The organism is Blautia sp. XA-2221 (assembly GCF_028767025.1).
GTDB lineage: Bacteria > Bacillota > Clostridia > Lachnospirales > Lachnospiraceae > Blautia_A.
In genome coordinates, this window is sequence record NZ_JAJQXX010000019.1 from 1 (window position 1) to 23,396 (window position 23,396).

Genomic DNA, 23,396 nt, shown 5'->3' on the forward strand with positions numbered 1-23,396 from the left:
GTTTTTCAAAGTTTCGTTTTTCGGAACAACGAAAAACTCCACAATGTAAAACAGGGCCTTGCCCTAACAATAAAAAGGCTCTGGCACATTCATATTATACCAGAGCCTAAAATAATATTCAATTAACAGCTACTTCTGCCGTCCCCTTTGTAATAACCAACTTTCCCTCTTCACACAGAACTGTCACCGGAGTATTCTTAGTAAATCCCCAGTCCTCCAGCCATGCTCCTTTTAACATGATTGCTGGTGTCGGCTTATAATTATGTCCGGACTGTTCGCAGACTTTCAATGCTCTTTTATCTTTCTTCATAAATTCAGTCATCCTTTCCGATGTTTCGTTTGGAGATTTTATTCAGAAATTTCTATTGTACTCTTTCGTCTGATATAAGAACCTTAGACAAAAACAAATAGAACCTATCTGTTTTCAGCGAAATGATACCGCCATATATAAAATCCAACCATATCAAAATTTCATATTTTAACAGTATTTGTATGTATCTCAACAGAATGGGTGTTGTAAGTTCCCTGCCTTTTAGTGGATGAAAATAATTTATAGCCATGGTACAAAAACACAGGTTTAATTCTCCCATAGCGCCCGGTTCACATTAAACCCGGCCGGAACTTGTCAACCAGCATTACAACACCCCTGTTGCAACCCGTCAGCATTTAATAAGGACTTCGGACCTTCATATCCAATCCGCCAGGACGGTATGGTTGCTTTAATTACTACGTGAAATATTATTTTTGTTATATTATCGGCCAATAATATATGTACTGCATTCAGATATGCAGTTAGAAATGAAGTGGTATTACGTTACCTATTAGGCATAAAAAATTAGGACTAAGTCAGTGCAACCCGTTGATTTTACTGGGTTTTCTAACTTGTCCTAATTATAACATGAGCATCCCGAAAAGGATGTATCCGTTCAAAACAGATGTGTTCCTCTGCCAGACTCTGAATCTGTTCCAAAGCAAGTATTCCTTTTTCCTTTTCTGAAAAAATAATATCTTCCAGAAATACTTCCATTAATTCCGGCACTAACTGATATTTTGGAGGATAATATGCAGCCTCCACCATAGTCCCGATATAAAGGTTTTTGTCTCTGTATTTTGCTGCTTCTCCGAGAATCTTTCCGTTTACAAGTTTCATCCAGAGAAAGAGTATTTCCCTCAATACTGTTGGAATTCCAGCAGAAACGATATACAAAATCTTTAAAAAAAGGCTCCATGACCAGGGGCTCCTTTAGCATCTCCTGGCAGAAAGCAAGTTCCTGAATAACCTCCTTGACCAAATTTTCCTGATTTAAAAACATCTGTCCACCTCCCGGCTATGTCTTGTTTCATCTTATCACATTAAAATGTATTCTGCATCACTTTAAACAAAAACCAGTATGTTCTCATTTCCAAAGGACACACTGGTCTTGTAAAAGATTCCAAAATACAGGAACAGGGCAGTATTCCAGAGAATACTGCCCCAAACTGTTGCACAGAGTCCTGTTATCTTTTATCAAAATGTGAACTTATCTGCAAAGTAAGCATCCAGCTCATCGATCTTCACACGAACCTGTTCCATGGTATCACGATCACGAACAGTTACTGCACCGTCTGTCTCGGAATCAAAATCATAAGTTACGCAGAACGGAGTTCCGATCTCATCCTGTCTTCTGTAACGCTTTCCAATATTTCCGCGATCATCATACTCGCAGTTGTATTTTTTGGAAAGCTGCTGATAAATCTTCTCAGCGCCTTCATTCAGCTTTTTGGAGAGAGGAAGCACGCCGATTTTTACCGGAGCAAGCACCGGATGGAAACGAAGCACAGTACGCACATCATTTTTCTCAGCGTCAAGAACTTCTTCATCATATGCGCTGCACAGGAACGCAAGTACCATACGGTCAGCTCCCAGTGACGGCTCGATCACATACGGAATATATTTCTGCTTCTTCTCATCATCAAAATAAGTCAGATCCTGACCGGAAACATTCTGATGCTGTGTCAGGTCATAATCTGTTCTGTCAGCGATACCCCACAGCTCTCCCCAGCCAAACGGGAACAGGAATTCCACATCTGTAGTAGCTTTACTGTAGAAGCTCAGCTCTTCCTGATCGTGGTCACGATAGCGTACCTCATCCTCTTTAAGACCCAGAGAACTGAGCCAGTCAAGGCAGAACTGCTTCCAGTATGCAAACCATTCAAGGTCTGTATCAGGCTCACAGAAAAATTCCAGCTCCATCTGCTCAAACTCACGGGTACGGAATGTAAAGTTTCCAGGAGTGATCTCATTACGGAAGGATTTACCGATCTGACCGATTCCAAATGGAATTTTTTTTCTGGAAGTTCTCTGTACATTCTTAAAGTTTACAAAAATACCCTGTGCGGTTTCCGGACGAAGGTATACTGTATTTTTTGCATCCTCAGTTACACCCTGGAAGGTCTTGAACATCAGATTGAACTGACGGATATCTGTAAAGTTATGTTTACCGCAGCTTGGGCAGGGAACCTGATGGTCTTTGATAAATTCCATCATCTGCTCCTGAGACCAGGAATCTACGCTTCCTTCTACCTCAATCCCATGCTCTGCACAGTAGTCCTCGATCAGCTTATCTGCACGGAAACGCTCATGGCACTCCTTACAGTCCATGAGAGGATCAGAAAATCCGCCCAGATGACCGGAAGCTATCCATGTCTGAGGATTCATAAGAATCGCACAGTCCACACCTACATTGTAGGGAGACTCCTGAATAAATTTCTGCCACCATGCTCTTTTTACGTTGTTTTTCAGCTCTACACCAAGATTTCCATAGTCCCAGGTATTTGCCAGACCGCCGTAAATCTCAGAGCCCGGATAGACGAATCCTCTGGCTTTTGCCAGAGCAACAATTTTTTCCATTGTTTTTTCCATAATTATTCTCCTAAATTTTTCAATGTTCTTAACTGCCAGGTTTCCCCTGCAGTCGCCAATGTTCTCATTATACTAGCATCCTACTGCTTTTTCAACAGATTTCCACCCATTTTTCTTCCGGATAATCCACTACAACGCAGTCATTGTGATAAGTCCGTTCCGGAAGAACGATCATCACATGAGCCAACTCTTTATTTACAGGAATCGCGCTTAAATGCCATACTCCTGTATGAAGAAGCACCATAGTTCCCTTTGGCACAAGAAAAGCTTCCGTCAATTCCGGTACAGGCTCCTTGCCGGCAGGCGCCACGTGAACGATCACATCATCATCCAGACAAAGTACGCCTTCCTGGGTATAATTGTGATATTCTGCAGTTGTAACGATCATTTTTTCCGGTTTATGTATCAGAAGCGGAGAAAAAGTCATCTGCATATTTCCTGAGCTGTGCATTCTCAGTCTGTCCTGATAAAAATCTCCCAGGCTGTAGCCTTCAGGGTTCATAAAATCTGTAAAACTTCCAAATTCTTTAAAGCTTTCTGCTGTAAGTGTTTTTACTTTGATCTGATTCATAAAAATCCCTCCCGATAGTTTTTCTTTATAGTCTTTTTATTTCATGATCTCCAGAATCTCCAGACTTCTGAATTTTCTGTCTGTATTTCTGTCAACATATCTGTGAATGATCCCTTCCAGCTCTGCCAGAACCTCTTCACTGACCGTAAATGTATAAAGCTTCCCCATAGGTGCGCTGACGATATAGCGCATGGCATAAAGAGCCGCCCCGGAAATCCTTACTGCATCCCTCCTGCCTTTTGCACAGGAACCGCACAGAATACCGTGATGCTCCTGAGAAAAAAAGCAGTCCTTCTCCGAAACCTCATCCCTGGCGCAGCAGGCGCAGGAAGCAAGTTCAGGACAGTACCCTTCTTCCGCCATGGCACGAAGCTCAAACACGCACCGGATCAGAGAATCCTTTACATGAGGATTCAAAAGGGCTTTCACAGTCACATAGAGAAGATTCATCATTTCCCTTTCATCAGTCCCTTCCTGCCCGAAGTAGTCTGCAAGCTCAAGAAAATAATATCCGTAATAGATTCCCGGCTGCATAGCTGCCAGTTCCATAAAATGATGAGTCACATTTACCTGATTCAGGTTATAACTGCTCCTCCCCTCATAAAGAGTAAAGTTTCCGAACACAAAAGGCTCCGCAGCTGCCATAAAAGGACTGTTCAGTCTTCTGGCTCCTCTGACAAAGGCAGAGATCTTTCCTCTTTCTCTTGTAAGGAGTACAATCCTTTTGTCGTACTCCCCGATAGGCATGGCAGATATCACAACGCCCTGCACAGTAATCAGATCACTCATGATCAGATTTCCTTTTTATCATATCCAAAGTTTTTGATCAGAAAATCACTGTCCCGCCAGTCTTTTTTTACCTTGACCCAAAGCTTCAGATTCACCTTTGCATCCAGCATCCGCTCCAGCTCAAATCTTGCATTGCTTCCGATTTTTTTCAGCATGCTTCCCTGCTTTCCGATGATAATTCCCTTGTGAGAATCCCGTTCGCAGATAATCGTTGCATCAATATCCACCAGGCGGCTTTTACCCGGACGTTCTTTCATACGGTCAATAGCCACTGCGATTCCATGAGGAATCTCCGCATCCAGGGCATGAAGCGCTTTTTCGCGGATAATCTCTGCAGCGATCTGTCTCTGGGGCTGATCTGTTACTGTATCTTCATCATAGAACATGGGGCCGTAAGGCAGATATTTGAGAATACTTGGAATAATATCCTCTGTATTCACAGCGCGCAGCGCAGAAACAGGAATAATCTCATCAAACGGATACAGTTTCCGGTAAGCATCAATGGCTTTTGCAATTTCCTCCCGGTCAACAGTATCCACTTTATTGATAATCAGAAGAACCGGAAGATGAAGGCTTCCCAGCTGTTCTGCAATATGTCGCTCTCCTGCGCCGATAAATGTAGTTGGCTCTACCAGCCACAGAATTACATCCACATCCTTCAGAGTACGCTCTGCCACCTGAACCATATACTCTCCCAGCTTGTTTTTTGCCTTGTGAATTCCCGGAGTATCCAGAAATACAATCTGTCCGTCCTCACAGGTATAAACCGTCTGGATCCGGTTTCTGGTAGTCTGAGGTTTTTTGGATGTTATGGCGATCTTCTGACCAATCAGATGATTCATTAAAGTTGATTTTCCCACATTCGGACGTCCGATAATAGCCGCAAAGCCTGATTTAAAATTTTCTTTCATATAAATACTTGTCCCTGCTTTCTTCTGTACTTGTCAGCAGGAAATCAGAGATTTTACCTCTTTAAAGATTTCCCGTTCTTTTTCAATGGCTGTCTCGCTTCCAACAACACATACCGCATCGTCAGAAAGAATCGCCTGGATCAGAGGCGCCAGTCTGCGGATATCCTCTGCATCTGCCCCAAGGATCTGATCTCTCTCTTTCTGCATCATTTCCTCTGTAACACCACAGAACCAGGCAGTTTTAGAAATACTTCCCTGCATCTGAGGAGTTCTGGGAACGTCCTTTCCGCTTATGGTTCCAATGATATATTTTGTCATTTCCCTCTCATCTGCCTGGAAATCGCGGACATAAGCCGGAATCCCCTCATAAACATCCAGAGTGCGTTTCAGATGCGGATCTCTGTAGGAAACAAAATAACTTTCCCCGCTTCTTTTAAAGCCGCTCATACATCCATAAGCTCCGCCTTTTACACGAAGATTCATCCACAGATAATCATAGCTTAAGATCACCTTCAGAATATCAAGAGCGCCTGTATATTCATAGCCTTTTTTGCGGAAGTTTCCGGTGCGGGCTACATACTGAACCTGTCCGGAGGTGGTAAAGCCCTCATTTTTCTTTTCACAGCTTACGACTTTCCCTGTAATCTTAACTGCTTCTGTATGAAGTGTCTGTTTCAGAGCTTTCACCTGCTTCATAACTTCGTCAAGAGATTCCCGTTCTCCTGTATAACTGATTTTCAGGTATTCCGGGCGGAGAATTTCTGTCATAAGAGAATTCAGCTCTTTAACAAGTTCTTCTTTTCTGGCATCAAAGTCCTTCTCCAACGCCTCAATAAACTGATAATAGGCAATGCCGGACATACCGTCCTGGAAAGCTGCCATAGGCGAACTGTAGGAGGCTCCTCGAAGAACTGCTGTGCAGTGTCCTGCGCTTACCAGATTTGCCTGTGCTCTGGATTTTACTCTTGCAATGATCTCGTAAAGACGTCTGCTGTCATCCAAACTGGAAGTATTCAAAATCTCCCTGATCATACGGAACAGAACGTCAATTTTAGGATACATCACTTTTCCTCTTACAGAGAACATTGCATCATAGTCCTCTGTGGAATCCACATGATCAAAAACTTCTATTCCGATATTAATACCACCTGTTTCTGCATTGATCTCATTGGACAATTCTCCATAGGTAAAGTGAGCGGTGTCCACATATCCGAGAACGGATTTCAGAAGTCCCAAATACGGAATTTTTTCCGGTGCAAGATCTTTCAGGTCAAACATCAGATCAAGATATGCAATTCCATTAGTAGGCACCTCATGATAAAGAAACAGGCTTCCGTCCACATCCAGAGGTTCATTGGAAAATCCCACTGCCTCTTTGCGGATATCCTCTCTTTTCAGCATAGGAATGCATTTCTCTGCCCCCTGCTCCTCAGGCGCTTCCTGATATGCCTCAAGATCTTTTGTTTTCTGCACAAGTGTTTCTCTTTCTTCCGGGGAAAGGCTTTCCAGATGAGCCTGAAGCTTTTCTTCCAGTGCTTTTTCCTTACGGGCAGCAAGACCCTTGGATGGTACAAGAGTGATCACAGAACCATGCGTATTGTCCAGAAGGTATTTTCGGATCAGCTCCTCGAAATATCCCTCGCCAGCCAGAGCTTTCAGCTTTTCAAAGACAGGAAGAGCCTGAACCTGAGCAAAGGCTTTTTCATCGCTGTACAGCCAGTTTCCAAACACCGCAAGGCTGTACATCAGACCTTTTGGCCATGAAGAAAAATCCGCCTCTCTGTAGCGGAATTCCATACAGTTGATTCCTGCGTCCAGAGCCTTTCTGTCAATTCCATTAGCTGCAATATCTTCAAGAGTTGTCCTGATAATCTCCACAAACTTTTCTTTTTTGTCCGGATCTGTACCCTTTGCCACAATATCAAAATAAGGCTGCATGATCCCGTCATCATAAGATCCATAAACATCCATACCGATCTGAGCATCCAGAAGAGCCTGTTTCAAAGGAGCCCCCGGCGCACTCAAAAGCGCATAATCCAGAACCTCAAAAGCTGTTCCTGTAAGAACGTCAGATGCATCTCCGACTACAGTGCTGTAGGCAAGATAAGAGTTTCCCTCTTCGCTCTCGCTTTCTGAAACCGGATATTCCATAACCAGATCTTTCCTGCTTTCAAAAGGCTCCTGTTTTCTGATCTCCGAATCCACATCCAGTTTCTCAAAAGCAGAAAGGTAGTGTTCGTCAATAAACGCCAGCTTTTCTGCCATATCCATATTTCCGTACAGATAAATATAGCTGTTGGAAGGATGATAATAGGTTTTATGAAACTCCAGAAACTCCTCATAGGAAAGCTCCGGAATATGATCCGGATCACCACCGGATTCACATCCATAAGGTGTATCCGGAAACAGAGAGTTCATGATTTCTCTTTCCAGAACCTCATCCGGAGAGGAAAAAGCTCCTTTCATCTCATTATAGACAACTCCGTTATATTTCAGAGGTCCTTCCACATTTTCAAGCTGATAGCTCCAACCTTCCTGACGGAAGATCTCTTCTTTTTTATAGATATTCGGATAAAATACAGCGTCCAGATACACATGCATCAGATTCTGAAAATCCTGATCGTTGCAGCTTGCCACTGGATAGCAGGTTTTATCCGGATAAGTCATTGCGTTCAGAAACGTGTTAAGAGAACCCTTTACCAGTTCCACAAAAGGATCTTTTAGCGGAAATTCTCTGGAGCCGCACAGAACACTGTGCTCCAGAATGTGGGCAACACCGGTGCTGTTTTTTGGCGGCGTACGAAAGGCAATATTAAACACCTTGTTCTCATCATCATTCTCTATGAGCATGACTCTTGCGCCTGTTTTTTTATGGCGTAAAAGATATCCTGTGGAACGGATATCTTTCAGATTTTCTTCTTTTATAATGTCATAAGCAAAAATTTTGTCTTTATTCATATTTGCCTCCGGTTTTTATTATTCATTATTGCTCTTTTAAGGCCGATTATTCCGGCAATCCGCCTTCTCCCGGAAAATGCAGTTCGTACATTTCACGGGCAGCTCTTGTGAGAAGGTCAAGCTCTTTCTCCATGCCAAGATCCTTTGGAAGACATACTGCTGTTTTGTAAATATCTTTCTGGAGTTTTGCCTTTGCGTCTTCTTCCTTGATGGTAATGATACCGCACAGCATAGTATTATAAGAACGGTCTGTTTTACAGAGATCCATATAAAGCTTTATCAAATGACAGCACTCTCTGTAAAGAAGCTCCTTGTGAAGCTCACTTTTATTCAGGAACTCTGGATATTTTACAGAATTCAGCTCCTTTCTGATCTCCTTCTGAGCGCTTTTTACTCCAAACAGTCTGTTACCTGCGTTTTTATTAAATTCCATAGACATCCAGAATTTCAGATAGCCATCTGCCACATTTGTTCCATCATCCTTATAACGGGCTTCCCAGATTTCCCTGCGGATCTCGTTTGCCTCCATATCTTCACCGGATGCAAGAGCCTGTTCCAGAAGAGCTTTTCTCTTCCGCGGATCTGCTTCTCTGTAATATTCTGCGATTGTAGGTGTATCCATAATAATTTTCTCCTTTGATCCTGTGGTTTTATTCATTTTCATTACAGTATACAAGCTCTGTTTCTGCCAGATTCAGAGCTTCCTCGATCACTCTGTCCATATCCATATAGCGATACATGCCAAGTCTTCCGCCAAAAATGACATTTTTTTCTTCCAGAGCCCTGCGCTCATATTTCGCATACAGCTCATTGTTTGCAGGATCATTGACCGGATAATAAGGTTCTGCACCTTTTGTCCATTCCGCAGAATATTCCCGGGTGATCACAGTTTTTGGCTGAGTGCCAAACTCAAAATGTTTATGCTCAATGATCCTTGTATAAGGAACCTCATAATCCGTATAATTTACCACTGCATTTCCCTGATAATTAGCCATATCCAGCACCTCTGTCTCAAATCTGAGAGAACGATAATCCAGAGGACCGTAGCAATAATCATAAAATTCATCCAGCATACCTGTAAATACCACTTTTTCTGCCTGAGCGCAAAGCTCCTCTTTATTTGCAAAAAAGTCTGTTTTCAGGACAACCTGGGTTCCCTCAAGAAGTTTCCGGATAATTTCCGTATATCCGCCTTTGGGAATTCCCTGATAAGGATCCTTAAAATAATTATTGTCATAAGTGTAGCGAAGAGGAAGTCGCTTGATGATAAATGCCGGAAGCTCCCTGCACTCTCTTCCCCACTGTTTTCTGGTGTAGCCTTCGATCAGCTTTTCGTATACGTCCTGTCCTACCAGGGCAAGTGCCTGTTCCTCCAGATTTTTGGGATTTGTAATATGCATTCTGGAAATCTGCTCCCGAATCCTGGCTTCAGCCTCAGCCGGAGTGCGGACGCCCCAGAGCTGATGAAAGGTATTCATATTAAACGGAAGATTGTAAAGCTCGTCCTTATATACAGCAATGGGAGAATTCACAAAATGATTAAATTCTGCAAACTGATTCACATAATCCCACACAGTTTTATTGGATGTATGAAAAATATGGGCGCCGTATTTGTGAACCTGGATTCCTTCAATCTCTTCCGTATAAATATTGCCGCCAATGTGATCCCGTTTATCTATCACAAGACAGGTTTTGCCGCATTTTACAGCCTCATGGGCAAATACAGAACCAAAAAGTCCTGCTCCTACGATCAGGTAATCATATTTTTTCATGAAAAAACCCTCTTTCTTCTGAGTCATTATACTCTATAGTATAACAAATCAGAAAGAAAAAGGGTAGTCCTGTTTTATGACAGTCTTGTTTTGAAATCCTCGTATCCGAACCTTCTGATCAGCCGGAATTCTCCGGGATTTTCTTCCAGAACGATATCCGGAAGCGCCATCCCGTTAAAGGTATTATTTTTTACCATAGAATAAATAGCCATGTCGCCAAATTCCAGAATGTCACCACATTTTAGCTTCCGGTCAAAAGAATAATCCCCGATCACATCTCCCGCCAGACAGGTAGGACCTCCCAGACGGAAAGTAAAGGCTTTTTCTCCGGGCAGACCGGAATCTTTAAGAGGCGGACGGTAAGGCATTTCCAGAACATCCGGCATATGGCAGGCTGCAGAGGTGTCCAAAATGGCAATGGACAGGTTATTTTCCATAACTTCCAGCACTTCTGTCAGAAGCATCCCCGCATTCAGGGCAACAGCCTCCCCTGGTTCCAGATAAACCTGAACCCCATAGGTATCCTGCACATGGCGAATGCATTTTTTCAGAAGTTCTCTGTCGTAATCCTCTCTGGTAATGTGATGACCTCCGCCAAAATTGATCCATTTCATACGATGCATATAGGAACCGAACTGTTCTTCCACCGCTTTCAGAGTGTCAGAAAGAGCATCCGAATTCTGTTCGCACAGCGTATGAAAATGAAGGCCCTCAATTCCATCCAGCATCTCTTCTGTAATCTGATCTAAAGTAGTTCCAAGCCTGGACCCCGGCGCACAGGGATCGTAGATCTCGTGGCCCTCCTGAGTGGAAAATCGAGGATTAATCCGAAGCCCCGGACTTTTGCCTCCTGAAAGGATCTGATCTTTATATTTTTTTACCTGAGCCGGTGAATTCAGGATAATATGATCGCACAGCCGAATAATCTCCGGCATTTCCTCTTCTCTGTATGCAGGTGAAAAAATATGGTTTTCTTTTCCCAGCTCCTCTGCTGCCAGCTTCGCCTCAAAAAGCCCGCTGGCAGCAGCGCCATTGAGATATTTTCCAATAAGAGGATATACGCTGAACATGGAAAAGGCTTTCTGGGCAAGAAGGATCCGACACCCGGTTTCCTCACAGATTCCCTTTAAAATCTCAAGATTTTCAATCAGCTTTTGCTTTTGGATCACATAACAGGGTGTTTTCAATTCCTCTCTTTTCATTCTGCCAAAGCAACCTTTCTGTCATTAATCTACCAGATCCGGGTTTTCCTTGATTTTCCACGGAAGTCCCCATTTATTCAGAGCATCCATAAACGGATCCGGATCAAATTCTTCAATATTGAACACGCCCGGTCCCTGCCAGGTTCCTGTCATCAGCATCATGGTACCGATCATTGCCGGAACACCAGTGGTATAGGCAACCGCCTGTGATCCAACTTCCTTATAACATTCCTGATGATCGCAGGTATTGTAAATGTAAATCGTCTTTTCTACGCCATCTTTTTTACCTGTAAAAATACAGCCGATGTTTGTTTTTCCCTTTGTTCTCGGGCCAAGAGAAGAAGGATCCGGAAGCACTGCTTTCAGGAACTGAAGCGGTATGATCTCTTTTCCCTCATACATAATGGGTTCAATGGAAGTCATTCCCACGTTTTCCAGACAGCGAAGATGTGTGAGATAGCTTTCTCCGAAAGTCATAAAGAAACGGATTCTTTTAATTCCCGGAATATTGAGAGCCAGGGACTCAATTTCCTCATGGTGAAGAAGGTACATATCCTTTTCGCCGATCTCCGGGAAATCATAAACTCTCTTGATCTCCATTGGTTCTGTTTCTACCCAGTGACCGTCCTCCCAGTAGGAACCTTTTGCAGAAACCTCACGGATGTTGATCTCCGGATTAAAGTTTGTAGCAAAAGGATATCCGTGGTCGCCTGCATTGCAGTCCAGAATATCAATGTAATTGATCTCATCGAAATAATGTTTCAGAGCATAGGCAGAAAATACGCTTGTTACACCCGGATCAAAACCGCTACCCAGAAGAGCTGTGATTCCTGCTTTTTCGTAGCGCTCTTTATATGCCCACTGCCATTTGTATTCAAATTTTGCAGTATCCTCCGGCTCATAATTTGCTGTATCCACATAGTGAACCCCTGTTTCCAGGCAGGCATCCATAATATGAAGATCCTGATACGGAAGTGCAAGGTTCAAAACCACATCCGGCTGTACCTTACGGATCAGAGCTACCAGCTCTTCCACATTATCAGCATCTACCTGAGCAGTTGTGATCTTTGTCTTTGTAGTTCCCTGAAGTTTTTCTTTCAGCGCATCACATTTGGACACGGTACGGCTTGCAATGCAGATTTCCTCAAATACTTCACTGTTCTGACAACATTTGTGAATTGCCACGGAAGCAACGCCTCCGCATCCGATAATTAACGCTTTTCCCATAAATGGTTCCTCCTTGATATGTAAATATTAGTTTTTATTTTTTTAGTGCAAGAAGCATCTCCCGGATGATCTTGCATGCCACTGCTGTTGACATGCCACTGTGGTCACAGGGCGGACAAAGTTCATTGACATCACAGCCTACGATATTCAGGCTTGAGCATACCTCTGTGACATTTTTCATCAGTGTGAGAAAATCAACTCCTCCCGGCTCCGGGGTTCCGGTTCCCGGAAATACAGAGGGATCCAAAACATCCAGATCAACCGTAAAATAAACCGGCTTTCCTTTCAGTTCCGGCAAAATCCCCGGAAGATCATCCAAAGTAAACGGATGAAAATCCGTGTGTCCGGATCTTGCCCAGTCAAACTCCACCTTTTCTCCGGAACGTATTCCAAACTGATGGATTCTTCCATCACCCAGAATATCCCAGCACCGTCTTATAACAGCCGCATGGGACAACTTCACGCCCAGATAATCCTCCCGCAGGTCTGTGTGGGCATCCAAATGAACAATGTGAAGTTCCGGATACTGCCTGGCTGCCGCCCGTACAGCTCCCAGAGTTACCAGATGCTCGCCACCAATCATAAACGGCAGTTTTTTATCCTTCAGGATCGTCTCTGCTGTTTTTTCGATCTCAGAAAGAACAAGCTCTGAATCTCCTATGGCAAGCTCCAGATCTCCCAGATCAAAAATCCGGCAGTCTTCAAGATCTCTGTCCTGATAAGGACTGTAGGTTTCCAGCCCGTAAGAATCATTCCTTATCACCTGTCCTGCAAACCGTGTTCCCGGACGGAAGGATGTGGTGGAATCAAAAGGTGCTCCGTAAAGCACAATATCCGCTTCCTCATATCCAGCATCACAGCCAATAAAATTCATTACTGATTTATTCAACATCTTCCAAAAGCTCCTCCACATATACCGGAAGGGCGAACACTCCGGCATGTAATCTCGGTTCGTAATATCTTGTATGGATTCCCTTCAGTTTCCAGGCCACTCCGTTCAGATCCGTAAGCGGGTGGTATTTTTTTGAGGCAAATCCAAACAGCCAGTGTCCGGATGGATAAGAGGGCAAATGAGCCTGGTATACTCTGCAGATTGGAAAGGTTTCCAGAATACGCTTGTGCATCCTCTGGCACTGAAATGCTTCTTCCGTATAAAAAGGACTTTCATTCTGATTGATCATAATCCCGTCCTCTCTCAGCGCTCCGAAGCAGTTACCGTAAAATTCCTTTGTAAACAGTCCCTCTCCCAGACCAAAAGGATTGGGGGAGTCAATAATGATTAGATCATAGCAGTCTGTTTTTGACCGTACAAAGCGCAGACCGTCCTCATGAAAGATCTGCACTCTGGGATCGTTCAGACTGCAGGCAACCTGAGGCAGGTACTTCCTGCATACTTCCACAAGAAGAGGATCTATCTCTACCATATCGATATGCTCAATTTCCTCATATTTCACCAGTTCCCGGACAACGCCGCCGTCTCCTCCTCCGATTACCAAAACATCCTTTACAAGAGGATGGACTGCCATAGGAACATGGGTGATCATTTCGTGATAAATAAATTCATCCTTTTCTGTCAGCGTCAGATCTCCGTCCACAACAAGGATTTTGCCAAACTCTTTGGAGTCCAGCACATCAATCTGCTGAAATTCGCTCTGAGCGCTGAAAAGTTGTTCCTTTACCCGGATAGACAGCTTTACATCTTCTGTGTGTTCATCAGAAAACCACATTTCCATGGCGCTACTCTCCCTTCACTACATTGAGATTCTCAATTTTTTCATCCTCCGGTCCTGTCATGGAACAGCCCTTTTCCTTGGCATAAAGAATGTACTCTATGATCTGCCCTGTGATCTTCTCACCCGGAGCAAGGATTGGAATTCCCGGAGGATAACACATTACGAATTCTCCACAGATCCTTCCCTCTGTCTTTTCTACAGGAAGAGATTCTTTTTCCGAATAAAAGGATTCCTGAGGAGTCATCACAACCTTAGGGGACAGATATTCCTGAGTAAGCATACCGGTTTTATCCTTCTGGTATCTCCTCTTAATATCTGCCAGAGCGCTGACAAGACGCTCCACCTCCTGTTTTCTGTCTCCAATGGACAGATACGCCAGCATATTTCCAATATCTCCGAACTCGATCTGAATATCGTAATCATCTCTGAGGATATCATAGACCTCGATTCCCGCCAGTCCGATTTCCAGTGTATGCACAGACAGCTTGGTGGGATCAAAATCATAAATGCTGTCATGGTTGATCAGTTCTTTTCCAAAAGCATAATATCCCCCGATCCGGTTGATCTCTGTTCTGGCGTACTCAGCCAGCTCCGCAACTCTCCGGAAGGACTCCTTTCCCCGAAGAGCAAGATTCCTTCTGGAAATATCAAGGCTGGACAGAAGCAGGTAGGATGCGCTTGTTGTCTGAGTCAGATTGATGATCTGGCGCACATAGCCGGGATGCATATTTTTTCCGATCAGAAGGAACGAGCTCTGGGTAAGGCTTCCACCTGATTTATGCATACTGACAGAAGCCATATCCGCGCCTGCATCCATGGCATTAACCGGAAATCCCTCTCCGAAATAAAAATGTGTGCCATGAGCCTCATCTACCAAAACCTTCATATTTCTGTCATGGGCAAGCTTTACGATTTCACGTAGATTAGAACAGATTCCATAATAAGTAGGATTGTTTACAAACACAGCCACTGCGTCAGGATTTTCCTGAATGGCTTTTTCTACCTGTTCCAGCTTCATTCCCAAAGAAATGCCAAGACGGTTGTCCACATCCGGATTCACATAAATCGGTGTGGCTCCGCACAGAACAAGAGCATTGATCACGCTTCTGTGCACGTTTCTGGGTAAAATGATCTTATCTCCCTTCTTACAGCAGGTAAGAATCATAGTCTGAACTGAGGACGTTGTTCCCCCAACCATAAGAAATGCGCCTGCTGCGCCAAAAGCTTCTGCTGCAAGCTGCTCTGCCTCCTTGATCACAGAAACAGGATGACAGAGATTATCAAGGGGTTTCATAGAATTCACGTCTATACTGACGCACTGACTTCCAAGTAAATTTACCAGTTCCGGATTTCCCCTTCCGTGTTTATGTCCCGGAACATCAAACGGAACGATCCTCATTCTCCGGAACCGTTCCAGTGCCTCGTAAATTGGAGCCTTTTCCTGCGACATGTTTCAGCCTCCCTCCCGAAATTCATAGGAAATCCATTATAAAAACAATGTACCTTATTTTCCTATGGGACAAAAAAACGCAGGCAGGCGCATAACTTTGCATCTGCTTGCGTTTTATCTTTATTCTTATAATTTCATAATATAAATTTTAATTATAAAAAACAGATAATGGATTAGAGTCTATATAGCAAATATTTTTACTTTTACTACTCTTATTGACCGTTTCACAAGTTATGCATGCAATACGCATACCGGTTATAAAGTAACCAACTTATAAAATTTGAGCTTCTAACTCAATCAATAATGCAGTTCCCTGGACTGCGTAAAATATTTGCATGGAAGACTTTCCTGTCTGTTTTCCATACGTTTATATTTATACCATAATATTATTTTATTTTCAAGAACTTTCTAAAAAAATCGACTTAATCTATGATATTTTCCGGTCTGTTTTTATTCCGGATCTATAAACATGGCATCCCCAAAGCTGAAGAAACGGTACCGCTCTTTTACTGCTTCCTCATAGGCAGCCATGATCCTGTCTTTTCCTGCAAGAGCAGAAACCAGCATCATCAGTGTGGACTCCGGAAGATGGAAATTTGTGATCAGACCATCGATCATTTTAAACCGATAGCCCGGATAAATAAAAATTTCTGTCCATCCGCTTCCCGGACGAAGAACACCGTCTTCATCTGTGGCAGACTCCAGCGTACGGCAGCTTGTGGTTCCCACAGAGATCACACGACCTCCCTGTTTCTTTGTATCATTGATCAGTTTTGCCTGATCCTCTTCCACCACATAAAATTCAGAATGCATATGATGATTTTCCACATCATCTACTTTTACCGGACGGAAAGTTCCAAGACCTACATGAAGAGTTACATGGGCAATTTTCACGCCCTTTTCCTGCACCTTCTGAAGAAGATCCTGAGTGAAATGCAAACCGGCGGTAGGCGCTGCCGCAGAACCGTCATTTTTGGCATAAACCGTCTGATAGCGGTTCTTATCTTCTAATTTATGAGTAATGTACGGAGGCAGAGGCATTTCGCCCAGCTGATCCAGAATTTCCTCAAAAATACCCTCATACTGAAACTGAATCAGACGATTTCCTTCCTCCACCACATCAATGATCTCACCTTTCAGAATCCCGTCTCCGAAAACGATCTTTGCACCCGGGCGGGCCTTTTTGCCCGGCTTTACCAGACATTCCCAGATATCATTTTCTTTCCGTTTCAGAAGAAGGATCTCAATAAGCGCTCCTGTTTCCTCCTTGTGTCCATAAAGCCGGGCCGGAATCACTCGGGTATCATTGACAACCAGACAGTCTCCTTTTTTCAGATAATCCAATATATCCGTGAAATGGCGGTGTTCCACACTTCCATCTTTCATGGAAAGATGAAGAAGTCTGGAAGAGCTTCTGTCCTCCAGAGGATCCTGGGCGATCAGCTCCTGTGGAAGATCATAATAAAAATCTGATGTTTTCATAATACTACTCCTTATCTTCTGCCTTCTGGCTTTCTTCTTTCCACTGTTTTCTCCACTGGCGGATCTGATTCCATTCCCTGTTTGAAAGATCTGCCTTTTTCAAAAGATCCGGGCGCCATTTGGCAGTACGGTAAATGGACTGTTCTCTCCTCCAGGCCTCTACATTTGCATGGTGTCCGGAAAGAAGAACAGGAGGCACTTTTTTCTCATGCCAGGTTTCCGGTCTGCTGTACTGGGGATATTCCAGAAGATTGCCGGAAAAGGATTCTGTCTCTCCGGATTCCTGATTAGTAAGCACACCGGGAACCATGCGGGAAATGGAATCCATCATGACCATAGCCGGAAGCTCTCCTCCGGTAAGTACATAATCTCCAATCGAAACGTAATCTGTAACAATCTCCTCAAGAACCCGCTCGTCAATCCCCTCGTAATGACCGCAGAGAAAAACAAGATCCTTTTCTCTGGCAAAATCCTTTGCCATTTCCTGGTTAAAAACCTTTCCCTGAGGGGTCAGATAAATAACCCTTGGCTGATATCCGATCTTTTTTTCAACCGATTCATAGGCAAGATACACAGGTTCTGCCTGCATCAGCATTCCAGCGCCGCCTCCATAAGGATAATCGTCAACCTTCTGATGCTTGTTAAAGGCATAATCCCGGATATTAATTGCTTCTATATCCAAGAAACCGCCTGCAATGGCCCGGCCGATAATACTGGTATTCATCCCGTCCCGGATCATATCCGGAAAAAGTGTCAGTACATGAAAATTCATTATATCAGCCCTTTCATCAAATGTATGGTCATAACATTCTTCTCCAGATCCACATCCAGAATACATTCCCTGATAGCCGGGAGAAGAACCTCTCCATGTTCTGCAGAGTCAATAATGTAAACATCATTGGCGCCTGTTTCCATAACATCCTTTAATGTACCGAATTCTCTTCCGTCCTCCAGAATAACTGACATTCCCAGAAGATCCGCAATATAATATTCATCCTCTTCCAGTTCCTGTCCCTCTTCCCGTGGAATCCAGAGATCACGGCCTTTATATTTTTCAATGTCGTTAATGTTATCGACACCATTAAATTTCAGAATTACAAGATTTTTAAAAAACTTTACATTTTTAATCTCAAGCTTTCGAAGCTCTTTTCCGGTATCCAGAAGCACATAGTCAAGCTCCAGGAAACGTTCCGGCCCGTCTGTGGTGGGGTATACCTTTACCTCGCCTCTGACACCATGAGTAGTGGTGATCACACCAACCTTCAGTAAATCTTCCATAAATAAAACTCCCTGTAGTTAAAGAAGGAGCTATGTTTCCACAGCTCCTGTTTCTCACTTATGATATTGCGAAAGCCCTGTTTACTGCAGGATATCCACAATCACTTTTTTGCTGCTCTTTGAAGAAGCGGCTTTTACTACGGTACGGATCGCCTTGGCAATACGTCCCTGTCTTCCGATGACCTTGCCCATGTCAGCCGGTCCCACCTTCAGTTCAATAATAACTGCATCTTCCTTTTCATTTTCGGTGACAACCACCTCATCCGGATGATCTACAAGAGATTTTGCAATTACTTCTACCAGTTTTTTCATTACATACCTCCCTGCACTGCATTCTACAGGACTTCTACAGTAATAGGAAAAAATACCTTCTCCGGTATTTCTTATTTCTCAATTCCGGCTGCTTTCAGGATCTTAGCAACAACTTCTGTAGGCTGAGCACCTGCTGCAAGCCATTTCTTAGCAGCTTCCTCATCTACTTTGTATGCGCTTGGCTCAAGGTTCGGATCATAAGTACCGATCTCTGCGATGCATTTTCCATCACGTTTGCAACGGGAATCTGCAACTACGATTCTATAAAAAGGTGCCTTTTTCTGTCCCATTCTTCTTAATCTGATTTTTACTGCCATTTTTGTTTTCCTCCATTTATCTCTTTTCTTTTTTTGTTAATTTATATTAAAAGGGAAGCTTAAAGCCGCCTCTTTTACCCATTTTTCCGCCCATCATTCCGGGCATCTGTTTCATCATTTTCTTGCTTTGCTCAAACTGTTTTACAAGACGGTTGACTTCCGCTATATCCACCCCTGCGCCTCTGGCAATACGGTTTTTGCGGGATACGTTCAGAATTCCCGGATTCGTCCGCTCCTGAGGTGTCATGGAAAGAATGATCGACTTAGTGCGTTCCAGAGCGCTTTCATCTACCATACCTTCAATATCCTTCATCTTGCTGCCCACTCCCGGAAGCATATTCAGGATACTGCCGATTCCTCCCATTTTTTTCATCTGTTCCATACTGGTGAGATAATCATTAAAGTCAAAGTCCATTTTTTTGAGCTTCTTCTGCATCTCCGCAGCCTGTTCCTGATCAATGGCAGCCTCTGCCTTTTCGATCAGGCTCATAACATCACCCATTCCAAGGATTCTGGAAGCCATTCGTTCCGGATAAAACTGTTCCAGATCAGAAAGCTTTTCGCCCATACCTACATAGAGAATCGGCTTTCCTGTTACTGCTTTAATGGAAAGTGCAGCACCACCTCTGGTGTCACCGTCCATCTTGGTAAGGATTACTCCGTCAATCCCCACTTTATCTGTAAAGGTCTTTGCCACATTTACAGCATCCTGACCGGTCATCGCATCTACGATCAGAAGAGTGGCATCTACCTGTACATTCGCCTTGATATCAGCAAGCTCCTGCATCATGTCCTCATCCACATGAAGACGTCCTGCAGTATCCAGAAGCACAACATTCTGCTGATTTGCTTTTGCATGCTCCACAGCTGCCTTTGCAATATTCACCGGGTTCTGTTTATCTCCCATGGAAAATACTTCCACGCCCTGTTTTTCACCATTGACCTGAAGCTGAGTGATCGCAGCCGGTCTGTAAACATCACAGGCAACCAAAAGAGGACGCTTACCCTTGGATTTCAGCTTGCCCGCAAGCTTGGCAACTGTTGTTGTCTTACCTGCACCCTGAAGACCTGCCATCATAAAAACCGTGATATCATTTCCCGGTTTGACAGGCAGCTCTGTTGTTTCGCTTCCCATCAGGTTCACAAGCTCTTCATTTACAATCTTAATAACCATCTGTCCGGGATTCAGTCCGTTCATTACGTCCTGTCCCACGGCACGCTCCTGAACAGCCTTGGTGAACTGCTTTACAACCCGAAAGTTTACATCAGCCTCCAGAAGAGCCATTTTGACTTCTTTCAGAGCAATCTTTACATCTTCCTCTGTAAGACGTCCTTTTCCTCTAAGCTTTTTAAATACATTTTGTAATTTTTCTGTCAAGCTCTCAAACGCCATGCTTTATAACTCCTCTAATATCTCTTTGGAAATTTCTGTAATCTCCCGGTCATGATACTTCTCTGCAATCTGGCTGATTCTCTGAACCTGCTTCTTAATACAGAGAAATTTTTCTACCAGATGCAGTTTCTTTTCGTATTCTTCCAGAGTATGATTGCAGCGCCGGATCATGTCGTGAACGCCCTGTCGGCTGATTCCAAGATCTTCCGCCACTTCACTGAGGGAAAAGTCTTCCAGTACCACGCTTTCATACACCTGCTGCTGGCGTTCCGTAAGAAGCTCCCCGTAAAAATCATATAATAATGTCTGCTCTACAAATTTCTCCATCTGATAATCACCTTGTGTATCATAACCGATTACAGCTCTGGTGTCAAGTATTTTTTCTTGACAAATATTTTTATGTCCAGTCCCCGGGGTGTTCGGCATCATAATCAAAAACAAAACGTTCATATGCATTGATCACATGAGTATCCTGGTATTTGTCATATCGTTTATGCTTTCTTCCATAAGACATATGCACATGACCGTGGAGAAAATATTTAGGACGGTACTTTTCCATCAGCTTCAAAAATGCCTTAAATCCCTGATGAGGCAGATCTCTTCCGTCATTCAGCTGATATGCCGGAGCATGCGTGACCAGAATATCAAACCCTCTCCTCCATAAAAGTTTGGGAAACAGTTTAAAAATCCTTCTTCTCATTTCCCGTTCTGTAAACTGATAAACTCCTGGTTTATACCGCATGGAACCTCCAAGCCCCAGAATCCTCACTCCCTCATGAACATAAATCTGATCGTCAATACAGATGCAGCCGTCCGGAGGAATCTGTTTATATTTGTCATCATGATTCCCATGCACATAGAGAACCGGCGCAGAAGTAAAGGTTGCAAGAAAAGACAGATATCGTGGATCCAGATCCCCGCATGAGATAATAAGATCAATCCCCTCCAGTTTACTTTTCTCAAAAAAATCCCACAGGTATTTTGATTCTTCATCTGCAATTGCAAGTATTTTCATATTACTGTCCCTTCTCCACACCCTGCTGCAATGTAACAGGTTTTGCCTGCTCCGTAAGCTGCCAGCTTTTCGGAATGGAACCAATCACATTATCAGCAAGCCAGTTCATGGTAATGATCTCTTCCGGAGACAGACTTCCCTGAGGATCATCCCGGATCACACCATTCTGCGAATAAAGCACACCGGAAAACGGATTAAATTCTCCACGGCTGATGGTTTCTTTCAAAAGCTCCACAAGATGTTGAGTTCCTATTGGAAGTGTGTGTGAGCAGATTACATCCACAACATTGGAGGACATTCCCCACCAGTAATTAATGGCTTTCTTCTCTGAGCTGCTGTCATCATATTTCCAGGTTCCGTTCATAACAGTGCGGATCAGCTCTTCATAAAATTTACCCCAGTGCCATAAAGGCATTGCCAGATTGTGGGGCATTCCGTTTTCCATACGATACAGCCCAAAATATCTGGATGCGTCTTCCGGAATTACCATATCCCGTCCGGATACCACAGAAACATCCTTGTCTCTGATTCTCTCCATTACCTGACCAAGATCGTCGTCTTTTAAAGTAGACCACTCCAGATAAACTTTCGCCCTTGGATTTACCATGGCTGCCCCAAGAGCAAACGCATTGATATTTGCAATCGTTCCGAAAATAGGATAATCTGCAATGTATGCAAGCTTTCCGTTTTCAGACATTGCCCCTGCAATCGCGCCCATCAAGAATTTTGCCTCATGCATTCTTGCATAATAGGTCCGGATATACCGATGCGAAGTATTCAGCGAACAGTTCAGTATTCTGATATCAGGATTTGCAATTGCTGCCTTAACACTGGCCTGAACAAAAGCAGGCGTTGTAGTAAAGATCATATTACAGCCTTTGGCAATTGCATCTGTAATTGCTTTTTCCGCAAGTTCCGGAACAATATTTTCATAGCATATGGTAGTAACCTCATCGGGAAACGTCTGTTCCAGATGAAGGCGTCCCAGCTCGTGTGCATAGGTCCATGCAGAGGAGCCTGGCGTTTTCGCGTAAATAAAAGCAATTTTCAGCTTGGTAGAACCTGTAAGAAGCCTGCTGAGCAAAGGCTTCTTTTCCCTGTTTGGGTCCATTTTCAGCTCAATCTCATTGTCATGTTCCAGAAGCTTAAATTCCTCCCAACTCTTATTAACAAGCTTTTTCAGTTCCGCAACTGTTTTCCGGCATACTGCCTGATAACCGTAAACAGTAAGAAAAGCAAGAAACGCATCTCCGGCTGTGATCGAAAGCTTTTTCCCTCCTGCTGCCTCAAATTCTAAAGCAAACCTGGAATAAATAGAGCTGAAGTTCAGTTTATCATCGTCATCCCAGACTTCTTTCGGCCCTTTTCCGATAAGATTTTGCAGTCTGGCAAAACTTCCTTCCTTTGTGAACCATATGTAATTTACTTTGGAAAGCTCATAAAAATCCACAAATTCATAATAAATTTTATTTTCCTTTTCTTCTGTTTTCGGCGGAAGGATACGGGTGACAACCCCCGGTACAGAAACTGCATCATAATATTTCAGAACACTGACTCTTTTATTTCCTTCTTCCACATAAAATTTATTCATATACTCATAAGCTTTGATCGGATCGCGGATCCCTTCATTTACATGGCTCTCCCCAAGGACTGCCCACTTATAGGCAAATTCCGTATTTTCGCGCAGAATCGGCATAAAATTCCCTGCAAACGCATTACTTCTGGATTCTGTTTTTGTTCCCACGATCTGCTCCATAGGAATCTGGACCAACCCCAGCGAAACCTCTGAACAGGATCCCCGGGCAGGCAGAATATCGTCCAGAGCCTCCAGTGTAGGTTTTTCTCCCTTCATCATTCTGGCCTGATAATCTTTTTTCCCAAGCTTATATGCCTTGTTATACTCTTCCAGCATTTATATATTCCTCCAATACTTTCATATAGTTATTTTTCTGCATTCTTTCTTATAAATATACCCCAGCCCTCTCCCTGGCGCAAGCGTAAAAATACCAGAAAAACCGGCCTGTCTCAGTCAGTATGACGGATTTTTCCTTGCTTTTTCTTTCCTTTATACCAGTATCCTTTTC

At 43.5% G+C, this 23,396-nt stretch carries 23 protein-coding genes; all 23 read right to left on the reverse strand.

Going from position 1 to position 23,396, the window contains the following annotated elements:
- Nucleotides 1-118 precede the first annotated feature (118 nt).
- Nucleotides 119-310 (reverse strand): SymE family type I addiction module toxin, encoded by a 192-nt coding sequence (locus tag LU279_RS12755; protein WP_274422868.1) that lies wholly within the window; start codon nt 308-310, stop codon nt 119-121.
- Between the two features lie 567 nt (nt 311-877).
- Nucleotides 878-1,150 (reverse strand): Fic family protein, encoded by a 273-nt coding sequence (locus LU279_RS12760; RefSeq protein WP_274422869.1) that lies wholly within the window; start codon nt 1,148-1,150, stop codon nt 878-880.
- 357 nt (nt 1,151-1,507) lie between these two features.
- A complete protein-coding gene (locus LU279_RS12765; protein ID WP_274422870.1) occupies nt 1,508-2,902 on the reverse strand; it encodes a glycine--tRNA ligase in 1,395 nt (464 codons plus the stop codon).
- A gap of 91 nt (nt 2,903-2,993) precedes the next feature.
- On the reverse strand, nt 2,994-3,473 hold the full coding sequence (locus LU279_RS12770) for an ureidoglycolate lyase (RefSeq protein ID WP_274422871.1): 480 nt from the start codon (nt 3,471-3,473) through the stop codon (nt 2,994-2,996).
- A 36-nt stretch (nt 3,474-3,509) separates the two neighbouring features.
- Nucleotides 3,510-4,262, reverse strand: a complete 753-nt coding sequence (gene recO / locus LU279_RS12775) for a DNA repair protein RecO (RefSeq protein ID WP_274422872.1) — start codon at nt 4,260-4,262, stop codon at nt 3,510-3,512.
- A gap of 2 nt (nt 4,263-4,264) precedes the next feature.
- Nucleotides 4,265-5,173, reverse strand: a complete 909-nt coding sequence (gene era, locus LU279_RS12780) for a GTPase Era (protein WP_274422873.1) — start codon at nt 5,171-5,173, stop codon at nt 4,265-4,267.
- Between the two features lie 33 nt (nt 5,174-5,206).
- Nucleotides 5,207-8,131 carry an insulinase family protein gene (locus tag LU279_RS12785; RefSeq protein WP_274422874.1) on the reverse strand — a complete coding sequence of 975 codons (2,925 nt, stop codon included), beginning with the start codon at nt 8,129-8,131 and terminating at the stop codon, nt 5,207-5,209.
- A 46-nt stretch (nt 8,132-8,177) separates the two neighbouring features.
- The gene (locus tag LU279_RS12790) at nt 8,178-8,753 is read right to left on the reverse strand and encodes a DUF6553 family protein (protein WP_274422875.1); all 576 of its coding nucleotides are present in this window, start codon (nt 8,751-8,753) and stop codon (nt 8,178-8,180) included.
- A gap of 28 nt (nt 8,754-8,781) precedes the next feature.
- On the reverse strand, nt 8,782-9,903 hold the full coding sequence (gene glf / locus LU279_RS12795; RefSeq protein WP_274422876.1) for a UDP-galactopyranose mutase: 1,122 nt from the start codon (nt 9,901-9,903) through the stop codon (nt 8,782-8,784).
- A 74-nt stretch (nt 9,904-9,977) separates the two neighbouring features.
- Entirely contained in the window at nt 9,978-11,105 is a 1,128-nt protein-coding gene (nspC, locus tag LU279_RS12800) for a carboxynorspermidine decarboxylase (RefSeq protein ID WP_274422877.1), read from the reverse strand.
- A gap of 24 nt (nt 11,106-11,129) precedes the next feature.
- A complete protein-coding gene (locus LU279_RS12805; RefSeq protein ID WP_022068398.1) occupies nt 11,130-12,332 on the reverse strand; it encodes a saccharopine dehydrogenase family protein in 1,203 nt (400 codons plus the stop codon).
- A 34-nt stretch (nt 12,333-12,366) separates the two neighbouring features.
- Nucleotides 12,367-13,224, reverse strand: coding sequence for an agmatinase (gene speB / locus LU279_RS12810; protein WP_274422878.1), 858 nt, complete (start codon nt 13,222-13,224; stop codon nt 12,367-12,369).
- Nucleotides 13,214-14,065 carry a polyamine aminopropyltransferase gene (gene speE / locus LU279_RS12815; RefSeq protein WP_274422879.1) on the reverse strand — a complete coding sequence of 284 codons (852 nt, stop codon included), beginning with the start codon at nt 14,063-14,065 and terminating at the stop codon, nt 13,214-13,216. The genes speB and speE overlap by 11 nt, the downstream gene beginning before the upstream one ends.
- A gap of 4 nt (nt 14,066-14,069) precedes the next feature.
- Nucleotides 14,070-15,515 carry an aminotransferase class I/II-fold pyridoxal phosphate-dependent enzyme gene (locus tag LU279_RS12820; protein ID WP_274422880.1) on the reverse strand — a complete coding sequence of 482 codons (1,446 nt, stop codon included), beginning with the start codon at nt 15,513-15,515 and terminating at the stop codon, nt 14,070-14,072.
- Between the two features lie 450 nt (nt 15,516-15,965).
- Nucleotides 15,966-16,997: a tRNA preQ1(34) S-adenosylmethionine ribosyltransferase-isomerase QueA gene (gene queA / locus LU279_RS12825; protein WP_274422881.1), complete on the reverse strand. Its 1,032-nt coding sequence runs from the start codon at nt 16,995-16,997 to the stop codon at nt 15,966-15,968.
- A gap of 4 nt (nt 16,998-17,001) precedes the next feature.
- Nucleotides 17,002-17,769 (reverse strand): tRNA (guanosine(37)-N1)-methyltransferase TrmD, encoded by a 768-nt coding sequence (gene trmD, locus LU279_RS12830; RefSeq protein ID WP_274422882.1) that lies wholly within the window; start codon nt 17,767-17,769, stop codon nt 17,002-17,004.
- Nucleotides 17,769-18,275 (reverse strand): ribosome maturation factor RimM, encoded by a 507-nt coding sequence (rimM, locus tag LU279_RS12835; protein WP_274422883.1) that lies wholly within the window; start codon nt 18,273-18,275, stop codon nt 17,769-17,771. Before rimM ends, trmD begins: the two co-directional genes overlap by 1 nt.
- Before the next feature lie 81 nt (nt 18,276-18,356).
- Nucleotides 18,357-18,587, reverse strand: coding sequence for a KH domain-containing protein (locus LU279_RS12840; RefSeq protein WP_022068405.1), 231 nt, complete (start codon nt 18,585-18,587; stop codon nt 18,357-18,359).
- A 71-nt stretch (nt 18,588-18,658) separates the two neighbouring features.
- Nucleotides 18,659-18,904, reverse strand: coding sequence for a 30S ribosomal protein S16 (rpsP, locus tag LU279_RS12845; protein WP_022068406.1), 246 nt, complete (start codon nt 18,902-18,904; stop codon nt 18,659-18,661).
- A 46-nt stretch (nt 18,905-18,950) separates the two neighbouring features.
- Nucleotides 18,951-20,297 (reverse strand): signal recognition particle protein, encoded by a 1,347-nt coding sequence (gene ffh / locus LU279_RS12850; protein WP_274422884.1) that lies wholly within the window; start codon nt 20,295-20,297, stop codon nt 18,951-18,953.
- 3 nt (nt 20,298-20,300) lie between these two features.
- Entirely contained in the window at nt 20,301-20,624 is a 324-nt protein-coding gene (ylxM, locus tag LU279_RS12855; protein ID WP_274422885.1) for a YlxM family DNA-binding protein, read from the reverse strand.
- A gap of 70 nt (nt 20,625-20,694) precedes the next feature.
- On the reverse strand, nt 20,695-21,312 hold the full coding sequence (locus LU279_RS12860; protein WP_274422886.1) for a metallophosphoesterase family protein: 618 nt from the start codon (nt 21,310-21,312) through the stop codon (nt 20,695-20,697).
- A gap of 1 nt (nt 21,313) precedes the next feature.
- Nucleotides 21,314-23,224 (reverse strand): BMP family ABC transporter substrate-binding protein, encoded by a 1,911-nt coding sequence (locus tag LU279_RS12865; RefSeq protein ID WP_274422887.1) that lies wholly within the window; start codon nt 23,222-23,224, stop codon nt 21,314-21,316.
- Nucleotides 23,225-23,396 lie beyond the last annotated feature (172 nt).